At 67.5% G+C, this 23,744-nt stretch carries 21 protein-coding genes and 5 pseudogenes; 15 read left to right on the top strand and 11 right to left on the bottom strand.

The features are described from left to right. Positions 1-220: 220 nt before the first annotated feature. From kdgD to ACZ7G3_RS15170, 3 genes are all read left to right on the top strand, one after another. A complete protein-coding gene (kdgD, locus tag ACZ7G3_RS15180) occupies positions 221-1,147 on the top strand; it encodes a 5-dehydro-4-deoxyglucarate dehydratase (protein ID WP_470925881.1) in 927 nt (308 codons plus the stop codon). A 402-nt stretch (positions 1,148-1,549) separates the two neighbouring features. Further along, on the top strand, positions 1,550-3,376 hold the full coding sequence (locus ACZ7G3_RS15175; RefSeq protein WP_470925879.1) for a glycoside hydrolase family 3 protein: 1,827 nt from the start codon (positions 1,550-1,552) through the stop codon (positions 3,374-3,376). 151 nt (positions 3,377-3,527) lie between these two features. Beyond that, the gene (locus tag ACZ7G3_RS15170) at positions 3,528-3,944 is read left to right on the top strand and encodes an SgcJ/EcaC family oxidoreductase (RefSeq protein ID WP_470925877.1); all 417 of its coding nucleotides are present in this window, start codon (positions 3,528-3,530) and stop codon (positions 3,942-3,944) included. A 940-nt stretch (positions 3,945-4,884) separates the two neighbouring features. Here ACZ7G3_RS15170 and ACZ7G3_RS15165 read toward each other — a convergent pair. Beyond that, positions 4,885-5,391, bottom strand: a pseudogene (locus ACZ7G3_RS15165) (COG1361 family protein); the annotation flags it as partial. A gap of 333 nt (positions 5,392-5,724) precedes the next feature. Between ACZ7G3_RS15165 and ACZ7G3_RS15160 the strand changes: the two are divergent. After that, complete coding sequence (locus tag ACZ7G3_RS15160) at positions 5,725-5,886, top strand: hypothetical protein (RefSeq protein ID WP_470925876.1); 162 nt, start codon at positions 5,725-5,727, stop codon at positions 5,884-5,886. Here ACZ7G3_RS15160 and ACZ7G3_RS15155 read toward each other — a convergent pair. Next, a pseudogene (locus ACZ7G3_RS15155) lies at positions 5,844-6,157 on the bottom strand (MBL fold metallo-hydrolase); the annotation flags it as partial. The gene ACZ7G3_RS15160 and the pseudogene ACZ7G3_RS15155 sit on opposite strands and share 43 nt — an antisense overlap. A 168-nt stretch (positions 6,158-6,325) precedes the next feature. On the opposite strand from ACZ7G3_RS15155, the pseudogene ACZ7G3_RS15150 reads away from it, so the two are divergent. After that, positions 6,326-6,499 (top strand): annotated as a pseudogene (locus tag ACZ7G3_RS15150) (IS110 family transposase); the annotation flags it as partial. Positions 6,500-6,801: 302 nt separating this feature from the next. On the opposite strand, the gene ACZ7G3_RS15145 reads toward ACZ7G3_RS15150, so the two are convergent. Then, positions 6,802-9,438 carry a tetratricopeptide repeat protein gene (locus ACZ7G3_RS15145; protein ID WP_470925874.1) on the bottom strand — a complete coding sequence of 879 codons (2,637 nt, stop codon included), beginning with the start codon at positions 9,436-9,438 and terminating at the stop codon, positions 6,802-6,804. Between the two features lie 323 nt (positions 9,439-9,761). Here ACZ7G3_RS15145 and ACZ7G3_RS15140 point away from each other — a divergent pair, with 323 nt between their 5' ends. Beyond that, positions 9,762-9,890: a hypothetical protein gene (locus tag ACZ7G3_RS15140; protein WP_470925872.1), complete on the top strand. Its 129-nt coding sequence runs from the start codon at positions 9,762-9,764 to the stop codon at positions 9,888-9,890. A gap of 262 nt (positions 9,891-10,152) precedes the next feature. Here the strand turns inward: ACZ7G3_RS15140 and ACZ7G3_RS15135 are convergent. The 3 genes and pseudogenes from ACZ7G3_RS15135 to ACZ7G3_RS15125 all read right to left on the bottom strand — a co-directional run. Then, positions 10,153-10,317, bottom strand: a pseudogene (locus tag ACZ7G3_RS15135) (IS5/IS1182 family transposase); the annotation flags it as partial. Positions 10,318-10,367: 50 nt separating this feature from the next. Continuing rightward, a complete protein-coding gene (locus ACZ7G3_RS15130) occupies positions 10,368-11,597 on the bottom strand; it encodes an NADH:flavin oxidoreductase/NADH oxidase family protein (RefSeq protein WP_470925870.1) in 1,230 nt (409 codons plus the stop codon). Positions 11,598-11,679: 82 nt separating this feature from the next. Then, positions 11,680-12,501: an SDR family NAD(P)-dependent oxidoreductase gene (locus tag ACZ7G3_RS15125; protein WP_470925868.1), complete on the bottom strand. Its 822-nt coding sequence runs from the start codon at positions 12,499-12,501 to the stop codon at positions 11,680-11,682. Positions 12,502-12,692: 191 nt separating this feature from the next. Here ACZ7G3_RS15125 and ACZ7G3_RS15120 point away from each other — a divergent pair, with 191 nt between their 5' ends. Further along, on the top strand, positions 12,693-13,124 hold the full coding sequence (locus ACZ7G3_RS15120; RefSeq protein ID WP_426598237.1) for a MarR family winged helix-turn-helix transcriptional regulator: 432 nt from the start codon (positions 12,693-12,695) through the stop codon (positions 13,122-13,124). A 366-nt stretch (positions 13,125-13,490) separates the two neighbouring features. Here the strand turns inward: ACZ7G3_RS15120 and ACZ7G3_RS15115 are convergent. Together ACZ7G3_RS15115 and ACZ7G3_RS15110 are read right to left on the bottom strand one after the other, a co-directional pair. Then, positions 13,491-13,847: pseudogene (locus tag ACZ7G3_RS15115) on the bottom strand (MBL fold metallo-hydrolase); the annotation flags it as partial. A 178-nt stretch (positions 13,848-14,025) separates the two neighbouring features. Next, positions 14,026-15,104 (bottom strand): IS630 family transposase gene (locus tag ACZ7G3_RS15110; RefSeq protein ID WP_470925866.1). Its coding sequence is split into 2 segments (ribosomal slippage): positions 14,026-14,603 and positions 14,603-15,104, totalling 1,080 coding nucleotides; the frame shifts between segments, so codons are not numbered across the junction. 350 nt (positions 15,105-15,454) lie between these two features. Between ACZ7G3_RS15110 and ACZ7G3_RS15105 the strand changes: the two genes are divergently transcribed. The 4 genes from ACZ7G3_RS15105 (at position 15,455) to ACZ7G3_RS15090 (ending at position 18,403) form a co-directional block, all read left to right on the top strand. Further along, positions 15,455-16,360, top strand: a complete 906-nt coding sequence (locus ACZ7G3_RS15105) for a hypothetical protein (protein ID WP_470925864.1) — start codon at positions 15,455-15,457, stop codon at positions 16,358-16,360. A 326-nt stretch (positions 16,361-16,686) separates the two neighbouring features. Then, positions 16,687-17,358 (top strand): hypothetical protein, encoded by a 672-nt coding sequence (locus ACZ7G3_RS15100; RefSeq protein WP_470925862.1) that lies wholly within the window; start codon positions 16,687-16,689, stop codon positions 17,356-17,358. After that, positions 17,355-18,011 carry a Fic family protein gene (locus ACZ7G3_RS15095; RefSeq protein ID WP_470925860.1) on the top strand — a complete coding sequence of 219 codons (657 nt, stop codon included), beginning with the start codon at positions 17,355-17,357 and terminating at the stop codon, positions 18,009-18,011. Before ACZ7G3_RS15100 ends, ACZ7G3_RS15095 begins: the two co-directional genes overlap by 4 nt. Beyond that, on the top strand, positions 18,008-18,403 hold the full coding sequence (locus ACZ7G3_RS15090; protein ID WP_470925858.1) for a DUF5958 family protein: 396 nt from the start codon (positions 18,008-18,010) through the stop codon (positions 18,401-18,403). The genes ACZ7G3_RS15095 and ACZ7G3_RS15090 overlap by 4 nt, the downstream gene beginning before the upstream one ends. 58 nt (positions 18,404-18,461) lie before the next feature. On the opposite strand, the gene ACZ7G3_RS15085 is transcribed toward ACZ7G3_RS15090, so the two are convergent. Continuing rightward, the gene (locus ACZ7G3_RS15085) at positions 18,462-19,712 is read right to left on the bottom strand and encodes a DUF4253 domain-containing protein (RefSeq protein ID WP_470925856.1); all 1,251 of its coding nucleotides are present in this window, start codon (positions 19,710-19,712) and stop codon (positions 18,462-18,464) included. A gap of 90 nt (positions 19,713-19,802) precedes the next feature. Next, positions 19,803-20,339 carry a DUF4240 domain-containing protein gene (locus tag ACZ7G3_RS15080; RefSeq protein ID WP_470925855.1) on the bottom strand — a complete coding sequence of 179 codons (537 nt, stop codon included), beginning with the start codon at positions 20,337-20,339 and terminating at the stop codon, positions 19,803-19,805. An 85-nt stretch (positions 20,340-20,424) separates the two neighbouring features. Between ACZ7G3_RS15080 and ACZ7G3_RS15075 the strand changes: the two genes are divergently transcribed. Beyond that, positions 20,425-20,979: a hypothetical protein gene (locus ACZ7G3_RS15075; protein ID WP_470925854.1), complete on the top strand. Its 555-nt coding sequence runs from the start codon at positions 20,425-20,427 to the stop codon at positions 20,977-20,979. Next, entirely contained in the window at positions 20,966-21,481 is a 516-nt protein-coding gene (locus ACZ7G3_RS15070) for an SMI1/KNR4 family protein (protein WP_470925852.1), read from the top strand. The genes ACZ7G3_RS15075 and ACZ7G3_RS15070 overlap by 14 nt, the downstream gene beginning before the upstream one ends. 286 nt (positions 21,482-21,767) lie before the next feature. On the opposite strand, the gene ACZ7G3_RS15065 is transcribed toward ACZ7G3_RS15070, so the two are convergent. After that, positions 21,768-22,526, bottom strand: coding sequence for a hypothetical protein (locus tag ACZ7G3_RS15065; RefSeq protein WP_470925850.1), 759 nt, complete (start codon positions 22,524-22,526; stop codon positions 21,768-21,770). Between the two features lie 292 nt (positions 22,527-22,818). On the opposite strand from ACZ7G3_RS15065, the gene ACZ7G3_RS15060 reads away from it, so the two are divergent. Together ACZ7G3_RS15060 and ACZ7G3_RS15055 are read left to right on the top strand one after the other, a co-directional pair. Continuing rightward, entirely contained in the window at positions 22,819-23,271 is a 453-nt protein-coding gene (locus ACZ7G3_RS15060) for a DUF3558 domain-containing protein (protein WP_470925848.1), read from the top strand. Positions 23,272-23,405: 134 nt separating this feature from the next. Next, a complete protein-coding gene (locus tag ACZ7G3_RS15055) occupies positions 23,406-23,603 on the top strand; it encodes a hypothetical protein (protein ID WP_470925846.1) in 198 nt (65 codons plus the stop codon). The last annotated feature ends 141 nt before the right edge of the window (positions 23,604-23,744 follow it).

Raw genomic sequence — 23,744 nt, 5'->3', positions numbered from 1 at the left:
TACTCCCCTCCCCCCCCCCCCCCCCCCCCCCCCCCTCCCCCCCCCCCCCCCCCCCCCCCCCCTCCGCCCTCCCCCCCACCCCCCCCCCCCCCCCCCCCCCCCCCCCCGGCCCCAGCACCAGCCGTGCGGGGGGCTCCGAGCGAAAATCCGCCGGCAGACCGCCCCCGCGTACACCACCCCTTCGCCCTCACGTTCACCCTCACCACTCCAGGAGCATTCCATGACGTCCTACACCCCGGAAGAACTCGGCCGCCGGATCGGCTCCGGGCTGCTGTCCTTCCCCGTGACCCACTTCCACGACGACCTGTCCTTCGACGAGGACGCCTACCGGGAGAACATCTCCCGGCTGTCCAAGTACGACGTCGGCGGCCTCTTCGCCGCCGGCGGCACGGGCGAGTTCTTCTCCCTCACCCCCACCGAGGTCGAACGGGTCGTGGCCGCCGCCACCGGCACGGCTCCCGAGGGCACCCCGATCCTGGCCCCGGCCGGCTACGGAACCGCCACCGCGCTCGAGTTCGCCGCGGCCGCCGAACGCGCCGGCGCCGACGGCATCCTGCTCTTCCCGCCCTACCTCACCGAAGCCGGACAGGAGGGTCTGGCCCGGCACGTCGAAGCCGTCTGCCGGTCCACCTCCCTCGGTGTCGTCATCTACAGCCGCGCCAACGCCGTCTACTCCGCCGACACCGTCGCCCGTCTCGCCGACACCTGCCCCAACCTGGTGGGCTACAAGGACGGCGTCGGCGACATCGACACCATCACCCGCATCCATGCCCGTCTCGGCGAACGCCTCACCTACATCGGCGGTCTGCCCACCGCCGAGACGTTCGCCCTGCCCTACCTCCAGTTGGGAGTGACCACCTACTCCTCGGCGATCTTCAACTTCGCGCCCGAGTTCGCCCTCGGCTTCTACGCCGCCGTCCGCGAGCGCCGGCAGCAGGACGTCACGCGGATGCTGTCGGACTTCGTACTGCCCTACACGGAGATCCGCGACCGCCGGGCCGGCTACGCGGTCAGCATCGTCAAGGCGGGCATGACCGCCACCGGTCACGGCGCGGGCCCCGTCCGTCCCCCGCTCACCGACCTGACCCCGGTCGAGCTCGACGAGCTCCGTGCGCTGATCGCCGGCCTGCCGACCACCCCGGCCTGACCCGTACACCGGCCACCGGCCACCGGCCACCGCAGGAAGAAGGCTCCGGGCACGAGCATCGCCCCCATCCACCGCCGAGCGAACGCCTCACCGCCTCGCACCGGCCTGACGGGGGCGGTGTTCACCGCCGGCGAACGGACCACCTGTCCGGGCGCCGGGGAACAGAGAGAGCTGCCGGAGTCCTACCAGGCGCACCCAGGAGCACGGGAAGCGCCATGTTGGATTATCGGCCCAGCTCAAGCACTCACACATACGCCAGGAGAGCTCCCCCATTTTGTCTAGACCTATTTTGTCTAGACCTCTTGCCCTGCCATCACCTGCGGGCTACGTTTCCCGCTGTTCGGAGTACTGCACGTTTCCTTCAATTCCCTTGATGGGCAAGGCTGGAAGGAGCATGTCCGCATGCAGGACCGGAGTCTGTCCAGACGAACCGTTCTCGCCTCCGCGACCGTGGTCGCCGCGACCGCAACGGGCGTCGTGGGCGTGACGGCCACCCCCGCCGTCGCGCACAGACGCGACCACCGCCTCAAGAAGATCATCTCCAGGATGAGCATCGAGGCGAAGATCGGCCAGCTGTTCGTGCCGTACTTCTACGGCACGTCGGCGACTTCCCCCAGCCAGTTCGACCAGGACCGCAACCTCAGGGAACTCGGCGTCCGCACCGTGGCCGAGCTCATCGCCAAGTACCACATCGGCGGTGTCATCTACTTCTCCGGCTGGACGAACAACATCCAGGACCCCCGCCAGATCGCGGACCTGTCCAACGGTGTGCAGCGGGCCTCGCTCGCCCTGCCCACCCCCGTCCCGTCCCTGATCTCCATCGACCAGGAGCACGGGGCCAACGTCCGTATCGGCAGCGGCGCCACCCAGCTGCCGGGCGCGATGGCGCTCGGCGCGGGCCGCTCGCCCTCCGACGCGCGCACCGCCGGACGGATATCGGGCACCGAACTCGCCGCCCTGGGCATCCACCAGAACTTCGCTCCGGTCGCCGACGTCAACGTCGATCCGGCCAACCCCGTCATCAACGTCCGCTCCTTCGGCGCCGACGCCCGCGAGGTCGCCCGCATGGTCGCGGCGCAGGTGACCGGCTACCAGCACGCCGGCGTCGTGGCGTGCGCCAAGCACTTCCCGGGCCACGGGGACACCGGGGAGGACAGCCACACCGGACTGCCCGTGATCACCCACACCCGCGAGGAGTGGGACCGCATCGACGCCCCGCCCTTCAAGGCCGCGATCGCCGCCGGCGTCGACTCGATCATGACCGCGCACCTCCGAGTCCCCGCGCTCGATCCCAGCAACGAACCGGCCACCCTGTCACCCACGATCCTCCAGGGCGTACTGCGCGACGAACTCGGCTTCGACGGCGTGATCGTCACCGACGCCCTCAACATGCAGGGCGTGCGCACCAAGTACGGCGACGACCGCGTGCCCGTCCTCGCCCTCAAGGCCGGCGCCGACCAACTGCTGTTCCCGCCGGACATCGACGTCGCCTACAACGGCGTCCTGGCCGCCGTCCGCAGCGGAGAGATCACCGAGGACCGACTCGACGCATCGGTCCTGCGCATCCTGCGGATCAAGGACAAGGCCGGCCTGCTCAGCGGCAGCCCCTACGTCTCCCCGAAGGAGGTCGACCGGGTCGTCGGCGCCCGCAGGCACCGGCTCGCCGCCGCCCGGATCGCCGAGCGCACCACCACCCTGCTGGTCAACGAGGACGAGACGCTCCCGCTGCGCCGCGGGCAGAAGAAGCTGCTCGTGGTCGGCGCCAGCCCGGCCTTCCCGACCGACGACACCCGCACCACGGTGCCCGAACTGGCCAAGGCGTTCGACGAACTGGGCTACAGCACCACCCGCCTCGCCACCGGCCGGGCACCCGACGCGGCGAAGATCGACGAGGCCGTGGCCGCCGCACGGGGACGGGACGCGGTGGTGGTCACCACCGACAACGTCGGCGCCACCAGCGCCCAGCGCACCCTGGTGTCCCGGCTGCTCGCGACGGGCGTCCCCGTCGTCCACCTCGCGGTGCGCAACCCCTACGACATCGCCCACCTCGGCGACGTCCCGGCCTCACTGGCCTCCTACTGCTGGACCGAGGTCGAACTGCGCGCCGCCGCCCGGGTGATCGCCGGCCGGGTCGAACCGCGCGGCAAACTGCCCGTACCCGTCCAACGGGCCGACGACCCCGCCAAGGTCCTCTTCCGCTCCGGGCACGGCCTGTCGTACGACGACTGAAGCCCGCGCACCCCCACCCGGTTCTCGGCCCCGATGCCCCGTGACCAGGGAGCACCGGGGCCGCAAACGTCACCCGCCGGCCAAGACCTGTCCGTGCGATCTCGATGGCGGCCTTGACCTCAACTCCACTCGAGGCCGCAGAGTGATCCGCATGAGAACCGAACCCGCAGATGTCAAGGCCATCCAAGAGGTCGTGGCCACCGTCGAACGCACCCAACGCGCCAAGGACGCCGAGGGATTCCTCGCGCTCTTCCATCCCGAGGCCCTCTGGACGACCGCCCACGGCAGGGTTCTGGTGGGATTCGACGCGATCGCCGAGTTCACGCGTGCGGTGCTGCCCCACGCCGGCTGGGACGGCGAGGTCACGTACGAGGCGATGCACACGCGGTTCCTGCGGCCGGACGTGGCGGCCGTCAAGGTCCGGCAGGTCTACCACTCGGCAGAGGGTGACACAGAGGGCTCCCCGCTCTACGTCATGACCAAGCAGGATGACGGTACCTGGTTGTTGCACGTCGGCCAGAACACCGAAGTCCGGTCGGAACAGCCAACTCGACGTGCCGGAGGATGACGCGCGGGGAACCCGACGCACGCGCGGCTTCCCTCACCCGCTGCGGCAGGCGTGCCGTGCCTGCTCCACGTAGTCGTGCCCGTGCCACCAGAACTTCCCGTTGGCGGGGTGCTCGGGGACGGGAGGCAGCACGGTGCCGCCGTCCGGCTTCCGGGAGCCGGCCGGCTGAGGCCGCCCTGTGAAGCGCGGGTTCGGAGCAGCCCTCCCGAACGGCTGCTCCGAACCCGCGGGCCGGTCAGTTGACGGTCAGGGCCGCCGTGTTGTTCGTGAGGTCCGGGTCGAAGCCGAAGGGGTACTCGCCGAACTCACCGTACGGAGGGTGGATGCTCACGGCACCGGTCGCGCCGGGCACCACGGTGTCGACGCGCACGGGAAACGCGAACGTGTGCTGGGTGTCCTCCAGCACCCAGTACGGCAGGGTGCAGTCGTAGCGCGGGGCGCCCGTCTGCTTCGGGTGGTAGCCGCCGTCGAGGGTGCGCGGGGAGCAGCCGGACGGCACGCCGGTGACCTCGGTGCCCTCGGGCACGACCAGCCGGACCTCCGCGACGGGGTCACCGGAGCCGAGGTTGCCGAGCCATGCCGGGCCGTTGTTCTTGAACGTGAGCTCGGCCGTGGCCGTCTCGCCCGCCGTGCCGGAGACGGCGTCACCGGTCACGGAGAAGTCCGCGGTGTTTTCCGCACCGAGCTGGAGGGCCACGTAGTCGTTCTGGGAGTCGATGTCCTGAACGCCGCCGCCCGGCTCGACGCCGATGTCGAGCCGCTCGTTCAGTGCGTGCGGGGCGAGTCGCACCGTCAGCGGCTCGGGCAGCTCGAAGGAGTCGCCCGGCGCCAGCACCTGGCCGAACGTGCAGATCGCCTGGCCCGACGGCGCGTAGTCGTTGCCGTCCGTCGTGGTGTAGGTACAGGCGTCGTACCGGGTCATGTCCGTCAGGCCGTACGAGGCGTACAGCTTGACGGTGAACCCGTTCGCGCTCTCGTTGCCGTTGTTGGTGACCTTGAACGGGATCGTCCGCTCGTCGCCGGGCAGACCGTCCTCGATCTCGGCAACGGGGTCTATGGCGAGGTCGGGTCCGGCACCGACGGTGAGTGTGGTGTCGAAGCTCTCGAGCGGCGCGGTGAGCGTCCCGTCGGGGCCGCCGGTGGCCGTAGCCCCGTAGGTGATCCTGCCCTGCGCGCCGACTTCGGCGCCGTCGGCCGCGCGCACCGTCAGGAACACCTGGTCCTCGTAGTCGCCCCCGATCACGGGGACCACGGGGATGTCGCACACCGCGCCGGTACCGCTCGGCGTGCAGTTGTCGGGCCAGGTCACCTCGGCCACCCCGGCGAGGTCGGAGACGTCGATGGTGAGCCTGCCCTCGGTCACCGTGAAGTTGTCGTTGTCGTGGTAGATGCCGACGCCGAGGGTGCGTGACTGCGGCTGACCGCCGTCGGTACCGGTCGGCAGCATCTGCTCGTACGGCGTGTTGATCCACAGCTGGTCGGTCTGCGGCAGTTCGTCGGCGGCGAACGCGGGCGCGGCGAGGCCGGCCATCAGCAGTCCGGCCGCCACCGCCACGGCGGCGCCGGATCTGAGACGTACCGGGCGTCCAGCGGATATCAGGCCCATTACTACCCCCCAAGGGTATGGTGAAGTGACCGGTGCGACGGGAACCCCTGCACACCGGAAGGATCATCACATGACAGGGAAGCCCACCGCGCCCCGGTTTCCGGCTCCGTCGAAGAACAATCAGAACCTGGCGCCGTCCTGCGGTCGGCGCCTGGGGATGCTCCGTGCCGGGTAGTGGCTGCGTCGGTGCTCGCGGCCGAACGGCCCGCCACCCTCGCCCCCGGTGGCGACCCGCCCACCCATCACCACTGGGTGATGGACCACCGCAGCGCCTCCGTCCCCGGCGAGCTCACCTACTCCCTCGACCAGTACGAGGCTCGCCGCGACGCCTGCTGACACCGGCACATCGGACCGGACACCGCCCGCCACCACGCCTCCACCGGTAACTCCCCCGCCGGCTCGAACGGCTGCCCCGGGCGCGGGAACCCCACCGCCTGCCCCGCCTCCTCGGCCGCGCCCTTCGTCCACTCCCCCGGCTCCGCCCACGCGCGCGGCGCCAGGTTGAACCTCCCCAAGTGGATCGGCAGCGGCACCGCGCCCTGGCGCCTGCCTGCAGGTCAAGGTGGGCCAGAACCCCCTGCGCAGGGGGCATGTGAAGGTCCGGCCACATGCCAGGCAGCGGCGTACAGTCCGTATGGTTCTTGGGAAATGTGACGCTCCATCAGCTTCCAGGCCATCACGTTGCGTGATCGCCGAGGTCTGACGTCGAGCGGCGCGTGGCCCCTGATCGCGACACTCGGTAACCATCACCGATGACCACAGGAACCGATGCAGACGAGTGCTCCTCCTGGCCGCCTTCGCCTCATTCGGCGCCCCGGCCTCATACGCCTACTGCGATAAGAAGATCAGCCAGAGCAAGCGGCACACCCAGGCCCTCCCCCGCATGGCCAGACGCAGAGTCGACGTACTGTTCGCGATGCTCCGCGACGGCACCTTCTACGACCCCGAGCCGTGGCCGCGACGTGTCACAACCTCTTGTCCTCTGGCAGCTCCGAGGAAGACCACGTTGCCAGTCGTGTTGACCACCGACACCCAGCCCGACCCGAGGAGACTCTCCACCTCCACCAGCCTCCTGACGAACGTCAGTACAGCAGCAGGAGAACACGCCGCCTGCAGCGGTGCCTGTTGGGGAACATCCACCGCGCCACCGCTCCTCCACCACTCACCGCGGCATCGCCCCGCCGGTCCGTCCCCGGCTGTCGGAGTAATTCGCCGTCAGGGGGTCACGATTCACCCGTGCTCGATACGGCCCTACTGGTCGGCGATCACCAGGGAGCTCAGGTGCCACGGGGCTGCGATGCTTCCACTGGGGTCCCACCCGTAACGCTCCAACGCCTGCGCGTCTTCCACACGATGGACCTTGCGCAAGGCATCGACAGCTCGGCGTGTCGATGGCATACCAGCTTCTGCAGTGGCGCGTTCGTACCAGGCCAACGCCTCGTGCCACCGGTCAGCGTTCCCCAATTGGTAGGCCGCCCATCGGATGGCTTCGTGGTCGCCGGCAGCGGCGGCGCGTTCGTACCAGGCCAATGCCTCATCCCACCGGCCAACCTTCCCTAGGTCGTGTGCCTTCCAGCGGATGGCTTCACGATCGCCAGCCGTGGCGGCGCGTTCATACCAGTCGAGGGCCTCGTCCCACCGATCAGCCTCTGCCAGATTGCTTGCTGCCGAGCGGATGGCTTCAGGGTCGCCGGCAGCGGCGGCGCGTTCGTACCAGGCCAACGCCTCATCCCACCGGCCAACCTGCGCAAGGTGCTCTGCTGCGGAGCGCATGGCTTCAGGGCCACCAGCCGTGGCGGCGCGTTCGTACCAGGCCAACGCCTCATCCCACCGGCCAACCCGCGCAAGGTGCTCTGCTGCGGAGCGCATGGCTTCAGGGCCACCAGCCGTGGCAGCACGTTCGTACCAGGCCAACGCCTCATCCCACCGGCCAACCTGCGCAAGGTGCTCTGCTGCCAAGCGGATGACTTCGTGGTCGCCTGCTTGAGCGGTTCGTTCGTACCAGGCCAGGACCTTGTCCCATCGGCCTGCCTCCGCGAGGTGGTCCGCTGCGGAGCGGACGGCTTCAGGGTCACCCGCCGTGGCAGCGCGTTCGTACCATTCCAGGGCCTCGTCCAGCTGGTCAGTGCCTGCCAGCAGGTCCGCGGCGGAGCGGAGGGCGTGGGGGTCGCCGGCTGCGGCGGCCCGTTCGTACCAGGTCAGGGCCCTATCCGGCTGGTCAGCATTTGCGAGGTAGAGGGCTGCCGAGCGGAGAGCGTCGTGGTCGCCGGCAGCGGCGGCCCGTTCGAACCACTGCATGGCCTCATCCAGCTGGTCCTCACATGCCAGGAGGTGGGCCGCTACTTGGAAACCCTTGCGGTCGCCTGTCGCGGCGGCACGCGTGAAATAGGCCAGCGCTTCGTCCCTCCGGTCAGCGCTCCACAGGAGTTGAGCAGTACCCATGAGACCTTCAGCGTCGCCGGTGGCGACCGCGTGCTCAAATGCAGCGTGCGCTTCCTGAGGCCGACCCGCCTCGGCAAGGGCCCAGCCGATTGCGGCATAGTCTCCGGATTTCGCCCACAGAGCGCATGCGATCTGCGTCAGCCCGCGGCGAACAGCCGCCTCGGCCAGGTTCCTGGCACCTTCGCCACTGCAGTGCTGGATGGCCGCCTGCCAGAAAAGTGCGGGTATCCGCGCGATATGGCGGGTGGTGCGGCCGTGCTGGTCGAGAAAGTCAGCCAGTCGATACGTCTGCTCGCTCGCGGATGCTGACGGATGAGTTGCGCCACGGGCGCGTTTTTGGGGGTGGAGTGGGCCGCAGGCTCCCTTGACGGGGTTGGCCAGTAACTTCAGCGAAGGGCCCAGCCAGTTGTCCGGGAGCAGGTCCCATTCGGTGTCGCTGAGGTAGCCCTCGGCCGCGGCCTGGAGGAACGACCGGGGCAGGTCGAGTGGGTGTCCCAGCCGGCGGGCGTCCATGGCGGCTTCCAGCAGACTCCGTGCGCCCTCGGTCGCGCTGTTGTAGATCTTCATGAGTTCCGGGGCCCCGGCCAGGTACTGGGTGAGCATGCCGTCCTTAGCTAGGGCGGCCGCCTCCGCCAAGCGAGGGTCTTCGGAGTTCTTCAGCGCGTCGATGACGGACGGCGTAAACGCGTTGGGGAGGTGGATCTCGCGGCCGGACAGCAGTACGCGGGCCTGATTGAACGGATCGGGCTCTCCCGCCGGCGGCTGGGTGGTGAGCTTGTCGAAGTAGTCGGCACCGGGCCAGATCGTGCCCAGAATGAGGACCGGGCTGCATGAGGTATCCCCCAGGATGCTGCGCAGACCAGCGGCGATAGCTTCCCCGTGCTGCTGGTGGAGCAGGTAGTGGTGGGCTTCGTTCAACCAGATCACCGTCCGCGGTCCGACCCGGGCGAGGTCTGCGAGCATGGCCTGCGGCCGCTCCGGGGCAATCGGGTGCCACAGCCGCCATGTCGGCGGCAGCTGCTGGATCGCCTCCCAGCACGCGCGTGTTTTGCCCGTTGAGGAGGTTCCGACCAGCATCACCAGACGAGTGGCACCGCTCGCGGCCTCGGTCACGATGGAACGTAGCCGTGCATCGTGCTCGCGCTCGACGTACTTGGGCAGGCCCGTTGCCCCGTCCACGGCGATCGCATGGTGGACCTCAAGCGCATAGGGATCAAGGCTGGTGATGGGCTGGCCCAAAGGGTCAGCGAGCTGTACTTGCGTCCACAGCCGGGCGGTGTCCTTGGCAGCCGTAGCCACATCGCCGGCTGCCATCCGTGTCAACACCCTGACCAAGGCGATGGCATCAGCCTGCTTCCCCACACTGGTCGAATCACCGATCAAGCGCCCGATGGTGTCGCGGGACGGGCATGCGTCGAGATCGCTGGCCGCTACCTCATCCGCCATCTCGTCAAGGGTGGGCGCCCCGGCTGAAACGTACGCCAAATAGATCAGGTGCTTCAGGTCCCTCAACGGTCCTGGAGCCACCGCAGGCCGCGCGATCGGACGCGACGTCCCCGACGCTTTGACACGCGCACCCGACCTGGCCCCCGTCCTATCGCGACTCATCGCACCATCATGCCCGCACTACCCAAAACACCGTCACTGAACAGGACAAGGCCCGGTCCAGACCGAGAATCCATCGCAACTCGGTGAGTGACATCCAAAGACCTTGAGAGTGGATTTCATGCCGACCGGCAGACGCAGCCAACACAAGGTCAGGACACACCATGCTTCGAAAGCGCTCCCAGCGACGGCGTTACCAGTCCCGCGACGACCTGCGCAACGCCACCATCAGCGGAGCCGTCTCCGGCACCATCCGCGCACTCCTGGACTGGCTGTGCGACCTCATCCACTGACCTCAGCTCCCCACGGTCCTGGCACGCTGGGTTCAGCAAGCGGCCCAGGATGGTGTCTCATCCAGTGGTGTAGGCCGTCCGGGGTGCCGACGGGACAGTGGAGCTTGGGCTGGAGGGCCAGGCCCTGTCTCTTTGGAGCTCTGACGCCCTGGAAGAGGGCCGATCACTCTGGCGTGATGGCCAAGAGGATTCAGTCGGAACTGGTGGTTGACCGGCGAGGTAGGCCGATCGAGACACGGGGCATCTCCAAGGTCATCGATGGCCATGACGTCCTGGTCGTGCACGTGGACAAGGCCAGGACGGCGGCCAGGATCCGTGCCCAGGTGCCGTCGACGGCCCACCTGATGAGGCGTTTGTGGCCGTCTGGAAGGAGGCCGCGTTCCCCCGGCAGGTCCCGCCAGGGCGAACAGGTGCGGTACTTCCACGCACGTTCGCTGACTGAATGCGTACGCGGTGCCGACCCAATCCCGTCCGCCCTCAGACGGCCGTATGCCATTTCAGATAGGCGCGCCGGCGCCGGGCGCGGACGAGTCGTTCGAGGAGGAGAGCGACGGCCGGAGGGTAGGGCGTCTTCGACGGCTTGCCTGCACCGAGGCGGGCCAGCTGCCGCGACGTGACGGCCTGGACGGCCGCGGCTGCCAGCGTTTTGTGCCGGAAGCGGGTGCGGGGCGGGCGGGCCTGCGCATCACCGCCGGCAAGCCACTGTCCCGGCAGAGTGGGGTCGATTGCCAGCGCCGTGGCCAGGCCGGCCATGGCGACTCCGGAGTCGATCACCTGTTGGGCGACCGCGCGTCGCCGGATCCCTCCGGTCAGCAGCAGTGGCAGCGGCGAGGTGGCGACGAGCCGCTCGGCGAGTTCGAGGAAGTACGCCTCGCGGGCAAGGGTGCGGCCGTCCGCGGGGAAGCCTGCCGTGGCCAGGCTCTCGATGCTGCCGCCGGACAGCTCGACCAGGTCAGCCCCCACATCGGCGAGCATCTTGATCACGTCACGTGCGTCGTCGGTGTCGAATCCGCCGCGCTGGAAGTCCGCCGAGTTCAGTTTCACTCCCACTGCGAAGCCCGTGCCGACGCGCTCGCGGACCGCGCCCATGACATCGAGCAGCAGGCGGGCCCGGTTGTGCAGGCTGCCGCCCCAGCGGTCGTCACGCCGGTTCGCCAGGGGAGAGAGGAACTGGGAGAGGAGGTAGCCGTGGGCGGCGTGGATCTCGACTCCGTCGAAGCCGGCCTGTTGGGCCCGCTGCGCGGTCACGGCGAAGCGTTCCACCGTCTCGTCGATCTGCTGGGCGGTCATCGGCTGGGGTGTCGGGTACATGCTGGAGAAGCCGCCGGCGTCGATCGGCACTGCGGAGGGCGCCCAGGTGGTGCCGGCGAGGTCTTTGGGGATGACGCGCCCGGGGTGGTTGATCTGCATCCAGATCTGTCCGCCTGCCGATTTGCCGGCAGCCGCCCAGCGCTGGAACGGCTCCAGCGGCGTGCCCTGTTCCAGGACGACGTCGCCAGGCTGGGCAACTGCTCTGCCGTCGATCATGACGTGTCCGGTGATCAGCAGCCCGGCGCCTCCCGCGGCCCAACGGCGGTAGAGCGTGAGGAGTTCGTCACCGGGCAGCTGGCCTGGCGCGGCGAGCAACTCTTCCATCGCGGCCTTCGCGATCCTGTTGGGCAGCGGAGCGCCGTTGCTCAGGTGCAGCGGCTCATTCAGCGTGGTCATCTCTTCTCCCGTGACGTCGGCTCTGGGCGGCCTCGGTGGGCTGTCGGCGCCGTTGTCCGTCTTCGCGCCGCAGGTTGTGGCGTCACGCGGTGGCGGGGTCGAGGTCGCTCACGTCTTCGAATCCGGCCTTGCGGTTGAGGTTGCCGGTGATGCGGGCGACCGTGGTCCGGGGAAGCAGGCGCGACGCCCAGGTTCCCGCGCGGTTGGAGGCGCGTCCGGGGAAGGAGACGGACCGGCCGCGTGCGAAGTCGTCGAGTGTTCCGGCAGCGACGTCGGCGGGGGTGTCCGTGGTCTTCGGGTCCATGGACGCGGTCGTACGGTCGAAGAATCCGGTGTCGGTGGCTCCCGGGTGGGCCGCCATCACGCGCACGCCGGTACCTCGGACCTCCTCGGCGAGCGCCTCGGTGAACGAGAGCACGAATGCTTTGGTGGCGGCGTAACTGGCCTGGTACGGCATGGGCTGGAAGGCGGCGGTGGAGGCGATGTTGACGATGCCGCCGCGGCCGCGTTCGACCATGCCGGCGCCCAGGAGGTGGACCAGGCCGATCAGCGCGGTGACGTTCACGTCGACGGACTGGAGGTTGGGTTCGAGGGGACGGCCGAGGAAGGGCCCCACCGACCCCATCCCGGCGTTGTTGACCAGGAGGTCCACGTCCAGGCCGAGTTCCTCGATGGCGTCGACCACCGTCTGCGGGGACCGCCGGTCCGAGAGGTCTGCGGCGATCACGTCGACTCGGACGGAATGGGCCTTCCGGATCTGCCCGGCAAGGGTGTTGAGTGCGTCGGCCGAGCGTGCGACAAGGACGAGGTGTGCGCCTCGGGAGGCGAGTTCCCGTGCGAAAGCCTCGCCCAGTCCCTTCGAAGCGCCGGTGACCACGGCTGTGGTGTTCGTGTAGTCGTGCATGAGTGAGTGCTTCCTGTTCGGCTGGGCGCCGGGCCGCGTCGGAGTGGACGGGCCTCGGGAAGGACGGGACGCGGGAAGCGTCCCGCTCTGGGGACGGCCTCGTGTCCACAGCGGGAACGAGGACCGGTTACTTCGAGCCTCGAAGAAACATAACACTTCGAGACTCGAAGTAAAAAGGCTAGGATGAGGCCATGACGCGAAGCACCCTTGAGGCAGCGGTGGTGGCAAACCATGAGATCTTCATGCGGACCAGCGCCCGGATCGAGACCGTCCTGGCCGAACACGGTCTGACGCAGGCAACCGCTCAGGCACTCTGGGCGATCGACCCGGCCGAGGCGCCGCCCTCGATGAAGGAACTGGCCGGCCGGCTGTACTGCAACGCGCCCAACCTCAGCTTCGTCATGAATCAGCTCACCGGCCGGGGACTCGTCGAACGTTCCGCCGACCCCGCCGACCGCCGTTCACGCGTCGCAGCGCTGACGGAGGACGGCCGACGGGTACGGTCTGCGCTGATCGAGGCAACACTGGCCCTGAGCCCGTTCGCCCGACTGGACGCCGACGACCTGCTCAAGCTGGTGAGTCTCCTGGGCAAGGCGCTCGAACCGACGGCAGGTCCGGCGTGAGACTCGGCAGACTTCAAGACGCGGCACACGGACTCGCCGGTCTGCCGGCAGGGGTGAACCCCGGCGACTGGTCGAGCACGAAGGGGTGTCCGGGTTTCCGGGGTGTCCAGCCGTTGACCCGAGCTGCGCGGATTGCATCGGCAACCCGCTGTAGCCACTGCTGTGGCCGGCATGGTTCGCCGGGGTGATGGGCGGAGGCAGTGGCTCTCGTCCGCGAACCAAACCCTCGGTCACAGTTACTGGCCAACCGGAAATCAACGTGGCCAAGTACCGATCAAAGTCTCAGCACGGGCTGGATCCCGTGGTGCGCGTGTCCGGACTGCAACATGAACCGGGTCTTCTTGGGACGGCAAGGGCCTGAAGCGCTCACCGCTCCCCCGCGAGGTCGAGATCACCCCTGCTCGTCCCGGCCGTACCCTCAGCGATCCGGGGACGCCGCCAGGGGTGCGCGATCGGACCCGACACCGCCCGCCACCACGCCTCGACCGGCAGCTTCCCCGCAGGCTCGAACGGTTCACCCGGCCGCGGGAACGCCACCGCCTGCCCGACTTCCTCGGCCGCGTCCTTCGTCCACTCCCCCGGCTCCGCCCACGCGTGCGGAGCCAGGTTGAACGTCCCCCAGTGGATCGGCAGCAGGGCGCCGCCCGGCCGGCCTCCCTGCAGGTCGAGGTGGGCGCGTACGCCTTCCTCGGGAGTCATGTGGATGTCCGGCCACAAGTCGTTCTTGATTCTTTCAGCCCTCAGCGAGTCAACCTGCTGCCAGGTCCTCTGGACGAACTGGCACGGCGGCTTCTCGCTCGACGCCGCGGGCACACGACGATCGGCTTTACGTCCGACTCGACCTGGCTCTTCCCGCGCGCTTACGCGGGCCAGCACCTCAGCAGTTACTGACTTCGGCTGGTCAAGGTGACGTGGGTTCGTCGAGTCTCAGGCCGGTGCCGGCTATGAAGCCGTCAAGGGTGCCGGGCCGGTACTGAAGGCGCTTGAGCCGGTTACGGACGAGGGCTTCGAGCCGGTCGAGCGCGACTACGGCGAGGTTGGCCAGGCTGCGCTTGACGTGTGCCCATACCCACTCGACGGGGTTGAGGTCGGGCGAATAGGCGGGCAGCAGGAACACCGTCAGCCACTCACGCTCGGCGATCAGCTCGCGCATGGCGTGGGAGACATGGGTGTTCAGCCGGTCCCAGACCAGCACGATCGGTGCCTTGACGAGCTGGTGGACGCCGTCCACGAGCGCGACGAAGTCCCGCTCGCCCATGCTGCGGCGTGCGCTGCTGCCCGCTCGGTGAGTGCGCAGACGGCGGCACAGCCGGGTGCGCGAGCCCGGCCGTATCGCGATCAGCCCGGCCACCGACAGACGCCCCGAGCGGCGCCCGCTGACGGTCACGACCGGGGTGCGCCCTCGCCGGCCCCAGGTTCGTCCCCGGGGCGGCTTCCGGGTGAACCCTGCTTCGTCCTCGAAGCAGATGTAGCCCCCGCAGGCCGCCCGGGCCCTTTTACCTCCGCCCAGGTCCCCTCCTTCCACGCGGTCACGGCCTGCTCGTCACGCTCGGCGACCCTGCGTGCGGGGACCTGCGGGCTGAAGCCGAGCCGGTGCATCAGCCTCGTGGCGCCGGAGACGCTGTAGGAGACGTGGAACTTCCTGCCGATCAGCGTGGCCACCCTCGATGCGGTCCACACCTGGTCCTCCACCCAGCCGTGGGCAGCCGGGCCCTCATCGAGGTACGCAGCCAGTTTCTCCAGGCAGCGCGGGGACAGCCGACAACGGGATCCGCTCGGGCCGCGGGAAGCAAGAGCTTCACGACCGCCATCCCGCCACAACTGGTGCCAGTGGTAAGCCGACTTCACGCTCACCCGCAGCCGCCGTGCGACCTCCGACGGCTTGATCTCCTGCTCAAACCACTCGGCCGCCTGCATCCGTACTGACTCACGGCGCCGACGTCCCGCAGGGGGCAGCCCGCCCCCATCCGCATATCTCACACCACACGGATACAGCCGCCCACCCACACCCATCAGAGGCTTCGCAAAGATTCACCCTGACGAGCCGAAGTCAGTACCACCTGGGAGAGTGGCTGAAGCGTCTCGGCATCTACTCCCGTCCAGGCCGGACGTCCGCTTTGATGGGGCTGTCCACTCAACTGGCGGCGGCGGTCCTCTCGAAGCTTCTGGGCCTCAGTCTCGAGAGGGCCACCGCATGGATTCAGTCGGGAGGCAACTGGGTCCGATACGCTGCAGAGCTCAAGGACCATCCTCTCCCCAGGCTTCACCGCCCAGCGGATGAGAGCGAAACCCCGGGCGCTTGATGGCCCAGGGGTTCTATCGTCTCGGTCATGGAATCAGAGCAGTTGAAAAGCTCATCTCAACGATGGATGAACGCCGCACTTGCGGCCTTTGCCGAGGGGCCCGAGAGCTACGACTTCGCCGTCCACCACGCTGGAGTCGCTACAGAGCACCTGCTCAAGGCATACCTCGCCGGAATCCATCCAACTCTGATCATCGATGGTCGGCACTTCGACTCGTTGCTTCATGCCACGGGCCTAGGCTCCCATGCGGCTCCGCTGACCAAGGTGAAGACCATCGGCCTGGTCGACGCTCACGAGCGGGTACTCAAGCTCCTCCCCAGGAAGGTCCCGATCGACAAGAAGGCTCTCGAACCACTGGCGGACGCCCGAAATGGCGTCGCCCACAGTGCGATACACGACTCGACACAAGCCGAAGCGGTGTTCACAGTCTGCCTGCGCTTGGCCGACCCCATCCTCGAAGAGCTGAAGGTCGATCCGATCAGCTACTGGGGCCCTTACGGGGTCCTGCACGACAAGCTGGTCGATGAGCAAGTACGGCAGGAACGCGTCGCGACAGAAGCCCTGCTGGTCAAGGCCCGCTCCCTGTTCGAGCAACGATTCGGGCACATGCCACACAAAGAGCGCGACGTGGTTCTGGCCACAATCACCAGCAAACCGATGATCATGATGAGTCGGGAAGCACCGAAAACGTGCCCAGCTTGCGGAGCTCAGGGCTGGGTGGCTGGTGAGGTGAACGTCCAAGGCATCGCTGGCCAGGAAGTGGTTTACCTCATCCCTTACGGGTTCCACTGCTCAGCATGTGACCTCGAAGTGGACAGCAAGCTGCTCCCTCACTTGGGGGACCTCAATGAGGACATCGCCCTGGACGACGACCCCTACGACTACCTCGGGCACGAACCGCCAGTGGACGAAGACGTCTACAGAGGCCGATGAGCCAACTCACCTGACGACACTCCGCAGGTTCTGTCATCCGCAGCTTCGCAGGGCCTGCTTTCACTCCGGATCGGCAAGGAGGAGAGAGGGAGGAGGGGGCCGCAACGACTCGTTGAGAGACTCCCTCGCCGCTTCCAGGGAGCTGTCACGCTTTCCATCGTCGCCAGGACGACGCGCGACTTCGGGGTTTTCACGAGTGGGTCTGACCAGGCGGGACAGAAGCGGTTGAAGATCGCTTCCCAGCTAGCCGGAGATCGTTTCCCGTTGATGAGGCAGGCACTCGATATGGAGTGGAGTCAGGGCGGCTACGCAGGCAGAGTGGGACGGTGAGTGAACTGTGGGCACACACCCTGACGTGGGCAGATGTGGATCCGGCTCGACATCCGTTCGCGATGGACGACGATGCGGCGGAGGAGCTGGCGAGCCTTGTCGCGCCCTTGTTGCCCAGCGCTGACGTCGCTCGCGAGGATCGCTGGCGTTCGCTGGATCCCGTCACCGAGGTCCTGGCGGGCCGGTACGGCCGATGGGCCTGCGGATGGAACTGGTCGGTCGGCGAGGGTGACGTCGACGGAGGCGTTGTCGAGGTCTGGTGCTGTTCATCCGACTCCGTGACGACCCCGGATGCGACTGCCCCGCTGGTCGTCGAGGCTCTTCGGGAATGGCGTGGCTGGCTGGAGGACCTGGCGGAGCGGTTCGCGGCCCTGACCCCGCCGGAGAACACCGCGGCTTCTTCGGTGGACCTCTGGTACTGGGAGCGGGCGTGCACGCGTTTGGTCACCGTGGTGGCTGACCGCACCCAGACCGAGAGTGGCTGGTACGGGCACTGCATGCAAGTCCTCCGATGGTTCCTCGCCTACAACGGCATCGACGAGGACCAGGCCGAGGAGATCGTCAAGAACGCGGTCGGCGGCCGGTTCGGCAGTTGGATCGCACCTGATGTACCGGTGGTCGACGCAGTGAGTTCGCGGTTCGCCAGAAGCGTGGGTGGCATCAGATGACTTCCGGGACCGGCCAACCGAAGGACAGCCTTGTCGACTGGCTGCTCATCCGGCCGAAAATCCCCTGGCCGTCCTGGCGCGGCGCACGCCTCGTCTCGGAGGCGCCGGCCCGCGACGGCTTTCGGAATTTCTTCATGGCAACGCGAGACGGACGTGACAGCGAGGGTACCGCACGGGTCCTGAACGCCCTTGAGGTGGCCTTCGCCGACGCTGAGCAGGACAGGCCGCTGACCTTCGCCCTCATGGCGAAGTGGCAGCGGGCTGTGCTGGGCCACGACCTGGTCGGTTTCCGCACGATGCCAGCCTTCGCGAAGGGCGGACGGGAGCGCTACGGTCTTACACCCGATGCGCAGGCGCTGTTCGAGCGCTGTCTGTCCGATCGCTCTCAACCTGATCTGAGCCTCCCGTCACGCGCTGCCCGGACCTACCTCGACATCCTCTTCTTCCATCCGTTCGAGGACGGCAACGCCCGCGCGGCCATGCTGGCGTTGGCCTTCGTCCTGGCCCGCGAAGGCGTCCTCCTCGACCAGGTTCACCCACTGCAGACCACCCGCTGGGCCGATGACGCAGAAGGCGCGGCCGATCTGGCGGTGCTGCTCGGAATCCTGATCACCGCTGCGGAGCGGCGTCTGTCCCACGGGAGGCAGTCGTGAACGCACGCGATGTCCTGCTCAACAAGCTCGCACAGGGGATGCGCCCGATGTCAGAGGGCATCGAATGGTTCGACGGCCTCGGCCAGGAAGAGCAGTCCGAGGTGCTGCTGTTCCTGCGCCATCACTGCGTTCAGGCACGCGCCGTCGCCGAGGACGCGCCGGAGAGCATCCGCCGTGCGGGGCTGCGCCCGACGCATACGCCCGCAGTGTTGATCTCACGAGGCCGGATAGACGAGCAATTGGGAAAGATCGCCGGTCTCGCGCCTCTCGACGAGCGCCGCAAAGCGTTCCGGCTCCTGATCGCGGTGCTCGCGATCGCCGACGGACGGCGCCGCGAGCGCTTCTGCTCCGGCGACTGCAGTCATTGGTGGCACAGACTGTCCGTGGCCTGACAGCCCAGCACCGCACTCTGAAGGCCACATCCCAGTCGAACGCCTTCCGGGTAGCGGATCAGTCCCACCAGAAGTCCCAGTGGTGGGCACCGGTGATCCGCTGAGCGTATGCGGTCAGTGTGTACGGCCTACTGCCCTGCCAGATGTTGTCCGGGCAGAAGGCGAAGTGCTCGGCGGCGACCAGGAGAGCCTCGTGCTCGTCCACGGGAGGCGAGGCGACGCTGAGGTGCAGCGTGGAGAAGCCGACCGCTACGACACGAGCACCGAACCGGCGCTCCCAATCCCGGACGACCGCGGAAAACTTCGCGGTGTCATTGTCGTAGTTGCAGGGGCCGGCCCAGCCCGCGGCCGTCAGCGCCTCGGCACCGGACGCCGCGGCGACAAGCCCCAGGCGCGTCTGAGGGCGGTCAGCGAGGAACGCCTGCGCGAACTCGGCGGCCGGTTGATCGGGGTTCGCTGTCGTCTCCCGACCGGGCACGAGACCGGGCCAGGTCTGCCCGAAGGGGGCCGTGACAGCGAGGCGCTTGTCGGCTTCGAGCATGTCGTCGTCTTCGTCGACGGCTGTGTAGGTCGTCCACCACTGGGCGAGGAGGTCGGCAGGGTCGTGGCTTGCCGGGGAGGACATCTGCTCGGGGAAGATCTCCCCGGATCCCCATGGGCGGAATTCGCTGTCGTTCGGATCCAGCGAGTCGAGCAGCAGCGGCCACGGGCCGGAACGCACGTGCTCGGCGTGCACCCGTGTCCACAGCTCGGCCGTGGCCGGTCCGTCACTGAGCCAGAGGGGTTGTACCTCTCCGTCGCCCTCATCGGACGTGACCATCCGACCGGGCGGAAGCATGCTTTCACAGCCCGATCGGGTTTCATGGTGCATGGGGCGGACGCTGGCGCTGTGACCAGGAAGTATCACTGGGAGGGTCCCACCACTCGATCGCGGAACTGCTGGAAAGCGTGCCAGCCCGGACGTCTGCCCCGGAGTGATCAGGTCCCCTTCGGCGCAGTCGAGCGCCTTGCACCGCAGAGCCTCGGCGAGACGGAGGACGGGTGTCAGCACGTCGTCGCCGGAGCCCCGGATGTGGAGCATGACGGAGTCCACCGGGTCTTCTGAGCCGATGTTGAGCTCGATGGACCATGTAGGGCCGGAAAGTTCGCCCCACGCGGGGTCCAAGAGATCGACATCGGGAACGGCCTGGGTGACAGCCGCGAGTACGTCGTGTCGCCGGCCGAGCGGGTCTGGGGTGTAGTTGGCGGGAAACTCCTGCACCGAGGTGACGTCGTCGGGCAAGCGAAGGAGGATCACGTCCCAGCTCATGATGGCCTTCCGGATAGGACTCGAGTAGCGGTTGCGGTGGGGAAGTTCAGGCTGGGCTCTATCGGCATCACGGGAAGGTGCCCACTGCTGTCAGTACGAATACAGCGCGGTCAAGGCGGGGAGCCTGCGAGCCATCTCTTCACGGTCGTCAAAATTGAAGTCCCAGGCAGGGCCCAGGTCCGGGTACCGGATGGTGAAGGCATCGGCGGGGAGTTCCTGGCCAGTGGCCTTCTGGTGTGCGTTCCAGACGATGCTCAGCATGTCTTCGCAGTCGAGGTCGGTGCCCTCAGCCGCGGCAGTGCGGACGTGGGAGAGTTCGGCAAGTGTGTCGGGGGCTGCAAGGACGCCCTCGAATGTCGTACGTCCTTGTGCGATCAGCCAGCCTCGGAAGTAGTCGAAGCCGTCGTCCGAGCAGCCGCCGTTGACGACATAGGCGGCAGCCCACAGCCGGTTCTGGTAGGAGTCGGCCATGAGATCCCACAGGGTCTGCTGTGCCGCGGTGATCTCTTGGACTGAGCAGCGAGCAAGCAAAGCGGAGGCACAGTCGGCGATATCGGAACCGTCCCTGGTGTCAGGTACGTGTTCACGGGCTTTCTCGATCAACGTCCAGAACTGCTCCTTGTTCATGGCCGCGAGCATGCCACCACGCACTGACATCGGCTCCCGGCACGGTGATTGTCGGAGGGCACGGCTACCGTGCTGGCGTGCTGGCGTGCCGAACTCATATACGACGTTGTGGACGAACCACTTGTGCCGAGAGCTCGAACGGTCCGGCTATACCGGTCAGCGGCTGACGATGCTGTTCGGCGGGCCACACCAGTCGCTGCCGAGCTTCCAGCGCGCGGGGGTGCAGCCTGGCGACCGCATCTACCCGGTGCGTGTGCACCGCACCCGCCTCCATGTGCTGGGAATGCTGGAGGTAGCCCGAATCGTCCCCTACGAGAACGTCGGCTCGGTGCTTCCCGATGATGACTACGTGAAGTTGCTGGACTGGCGCCCGCTCAAGGCTGGATGTGTCACTGAAGTGCTTGTCGGACCGCCAGGTGCCCCGCTCACCTTCGACACGGTCGTCCCCGGGGACCTTCTGGAGCGGCTGACGTTCACATCTCGTCGTGGCGAGCGCCTGCTCAAGTACGTCGAGGGCGGGCGGCTGATCCGCTCGGTGAGCCTCCAGGGCATCTACCGCCTCGCCGCCGACTCCGCTGAAGAGCTTGATCAGTTGGTTCGCCACGACGGCCCGAGCGGAGGAGCCGATGAAGTTCGATGAAATCAAGGCGTCCTTCTGGAGCGGACACACCTACGGTGTTCAGCCCGCCTTGACCCAGGCGACCGTCGCCGACGCGGAGCAAGCCCTCGGGCTGCGACTCCCCGAATCGCTGCTCGACCTTCTGCGTGTGCAAAACGGCGGCGGTGTCACGGCCGGCCTGGATGCCTTTCCGACCAATCAGCCAACCTCGTGGAGCGAGGACCACATCCCGTTCACCGAGTTGATGGGGATCGGCACCGGCGGGCACGGCTTGTCGCTGTTGGACACGCCGTACCTGGTGGATGAGTGGGGACTGCCGTCTCCAGTCGTGCTGCTGTCCGGTGACGGTCACTACTGGATCGGTCTCGACTACCGGGCCTACGGCGCGTTGGGGGAACCGTCGGTGACCTGGTTCGACACCGACTCCGGGCGCAGAACTGCCGCTCGCGGCCGACTTCCGGGCATTCGTGGAGGGCCTTCAGCCTCTCAGCCAGTTCGAGTGAGCGGCCGTGGAGCCCGTTGAACGTCCGGGCTTCGCGTTCTGCGGCGGGAACAAAAGGCGCTGGTGGGGATGGCCTCCGGCTCTGCTGCGTCGGCGTGGATGATGGTGCCGTGACGAGCATCAGCGGAGACCACGACGTGAGGGCCTGTCGAGCAGCCCCTTCAGGAGGTTGGCCACGCCCGACTTGCCAGAGCCCCAAGGTCCCCCCCCTCTGGATCCACCCATTCCGTGATGGTGGTGGACATGCGGGGGCAGTGTGCGGTTGCTGATCAGTCGTCGGCCGGGTCGGTTCGGGACGGCTGGGGCATCAGCCGACCCACACGGTGTAAACAGCTCGGGTGGCCTCGCCGATGGCCGGGATGCCGGTCCACTGCTCGCGGTAGCTCATGCCCGTGGGCAGGGTCTGCGGGATGTTGTCGGAGAAGCCGCTTTCGCCGCCCACGACCTGGCCCTGGGCGTTGTAGAGGATGACCTGTTGCGTCACTCCCGACGACACGGCGTCCGTGGTGCTGTTGGTGACCTTCGCCGACAGGTCGTAGGAGTTCGAGGCGTCCGTGTACGTATCGTCTGTGCTCGCGGTGAGCTTGACCTCGCTGGTCTTGAGCATGGGCGCTTCGATGGAGCCGGCCCGGCCGAAAGCGTTCTCCGCTCGAGATACTTCGATCTTGTCCGGGGTGCCGGTCAACTCGGTGCCGATACTGCCGCCGATGGTGCCGAAGTAGTCGAAGGTCGCGCCGGCCGGAATGTTAGGCAAGGTGTCCTGGGCGGAGCCGACGATCGTGCCGGTCTTGTCGAGCGCGCGGACGTCGACAGCGACGGAAGCTTCGGAGGCCCCGGTGTTCTTGACCCGGGTCACGTACCAGACCTGGGGCTCGTCCCACGAGGTGGCGTTGTGGCTCCAGGCCAGGCTCACGGTAGGTGCGACGGCCACGGGCTCCACGGTGGCAGGCTGATCGACCTGTGCGGCGCTCGTTTCCTTCGGTGCCGGGTCGTGGTCGCTGCTGCATGCGGTGAGCGCGGCAGCGAGGACGGCTGCGGTGGCGAGCGTGATGGTTCTGGTGTGCATGGTCCCTCCAAGGGCGGTTCAGGCACCCGTCGTTGTGAGGGCTGCGTGAAGATGATAAATGCTATGTGCATGCTTCATGTCGCAGCTGCGACAGGGATCGCTAGATCATCTACCGGGAGCGATCCCTGCACGGCACTGCCATGCAGAACACTGCCCACGCGGTTGATCCGATCAACGACCTTCAGCGCGCTCGACGGGCCCAGTCGACGCGTTGATTCCTCGTTGTTGGGTGCCGTCTATCCTGCAACGCAGGGACACGCGTGTAGCCCTCGTGACATATATGGGGGGGAACGTGAAGAGAATCGTGATCGCGACAGCAGTTGGTCTGCTGCTCGTCGGGTGTTCCAGCTCGACTGAGGATGAGCCAGGCGGGAAGTCGCAGCAGACCTCTGCGGACTCGAGAAGCGGGTCGAGCGAGGCGCCGCCCGATGAAGCGCCGTCACCAGTGACGGTCGACGAGGCGCCGACGTCCGTGACGGTCAGCGAGCTCTACTGCTACGGCGGCGACGAACCGAGCGAGTACTACAGCACCTTGGAAGCGTCATGGGCCGGTGAGCACGATCTTTGTGAAGCCACGCTTGCTGGTGCTGAACTGAGCGAGGTCGAGAAGACGGCGGTGACGACTGCCTACGGCGAAGGCGCCAGCCTTGACCAACTCGCCGTCCTTTACGGGATGTGTGCCCAAAACGGCGCCGAATCCTGGGACTACCTCGCCTCGCAACGGCCGGCTCGGACGAGCAGCTGAGCGAAGTTCGTGGGGCCCTGCAACTATGCCCGAACCACCCCCAGAAGGGCGCAATCGAGAAGCTGATCGGCGGTGCGGAGAATCGCAACGACTTGGAGGCGGAAGGACGGGTCTTCGGACCCGGTGTGTATCGCGTGGGTTCGGAAATCAAGCCGGGCACCTACTACACAACGGATGTGGAGGACTGTTACTGGGAGCGACAGGATGCCAACGGCGAGGTGATCGATAATCATTTCACCACTGCCGCGAAGCGGGTACAAGTGACGATCAGCAGCAGCGACTACGCCTTCAACAGCGAGCGCTGCGGAGAGTGGCAGCCAGTCACTGGCTGACCTCCTGGTCGCCGCCTCTACAGCCCCCTGGCTGACTCTCGCACGCCGGGAGACTAGCTGATCGTTTCAGAATGAGAGCTTCCCGACCGAGCAGTCTCATTCCAATACCTGGTGGGATGGGATGGTGTGGCCACCTCCTGG

This window comes from Streptomyces sp. NPDC037271 (assembly GCF_055603605.1).
This window is presented reverse-complemented; position numbering and strand designations above follow the sequence as displayed.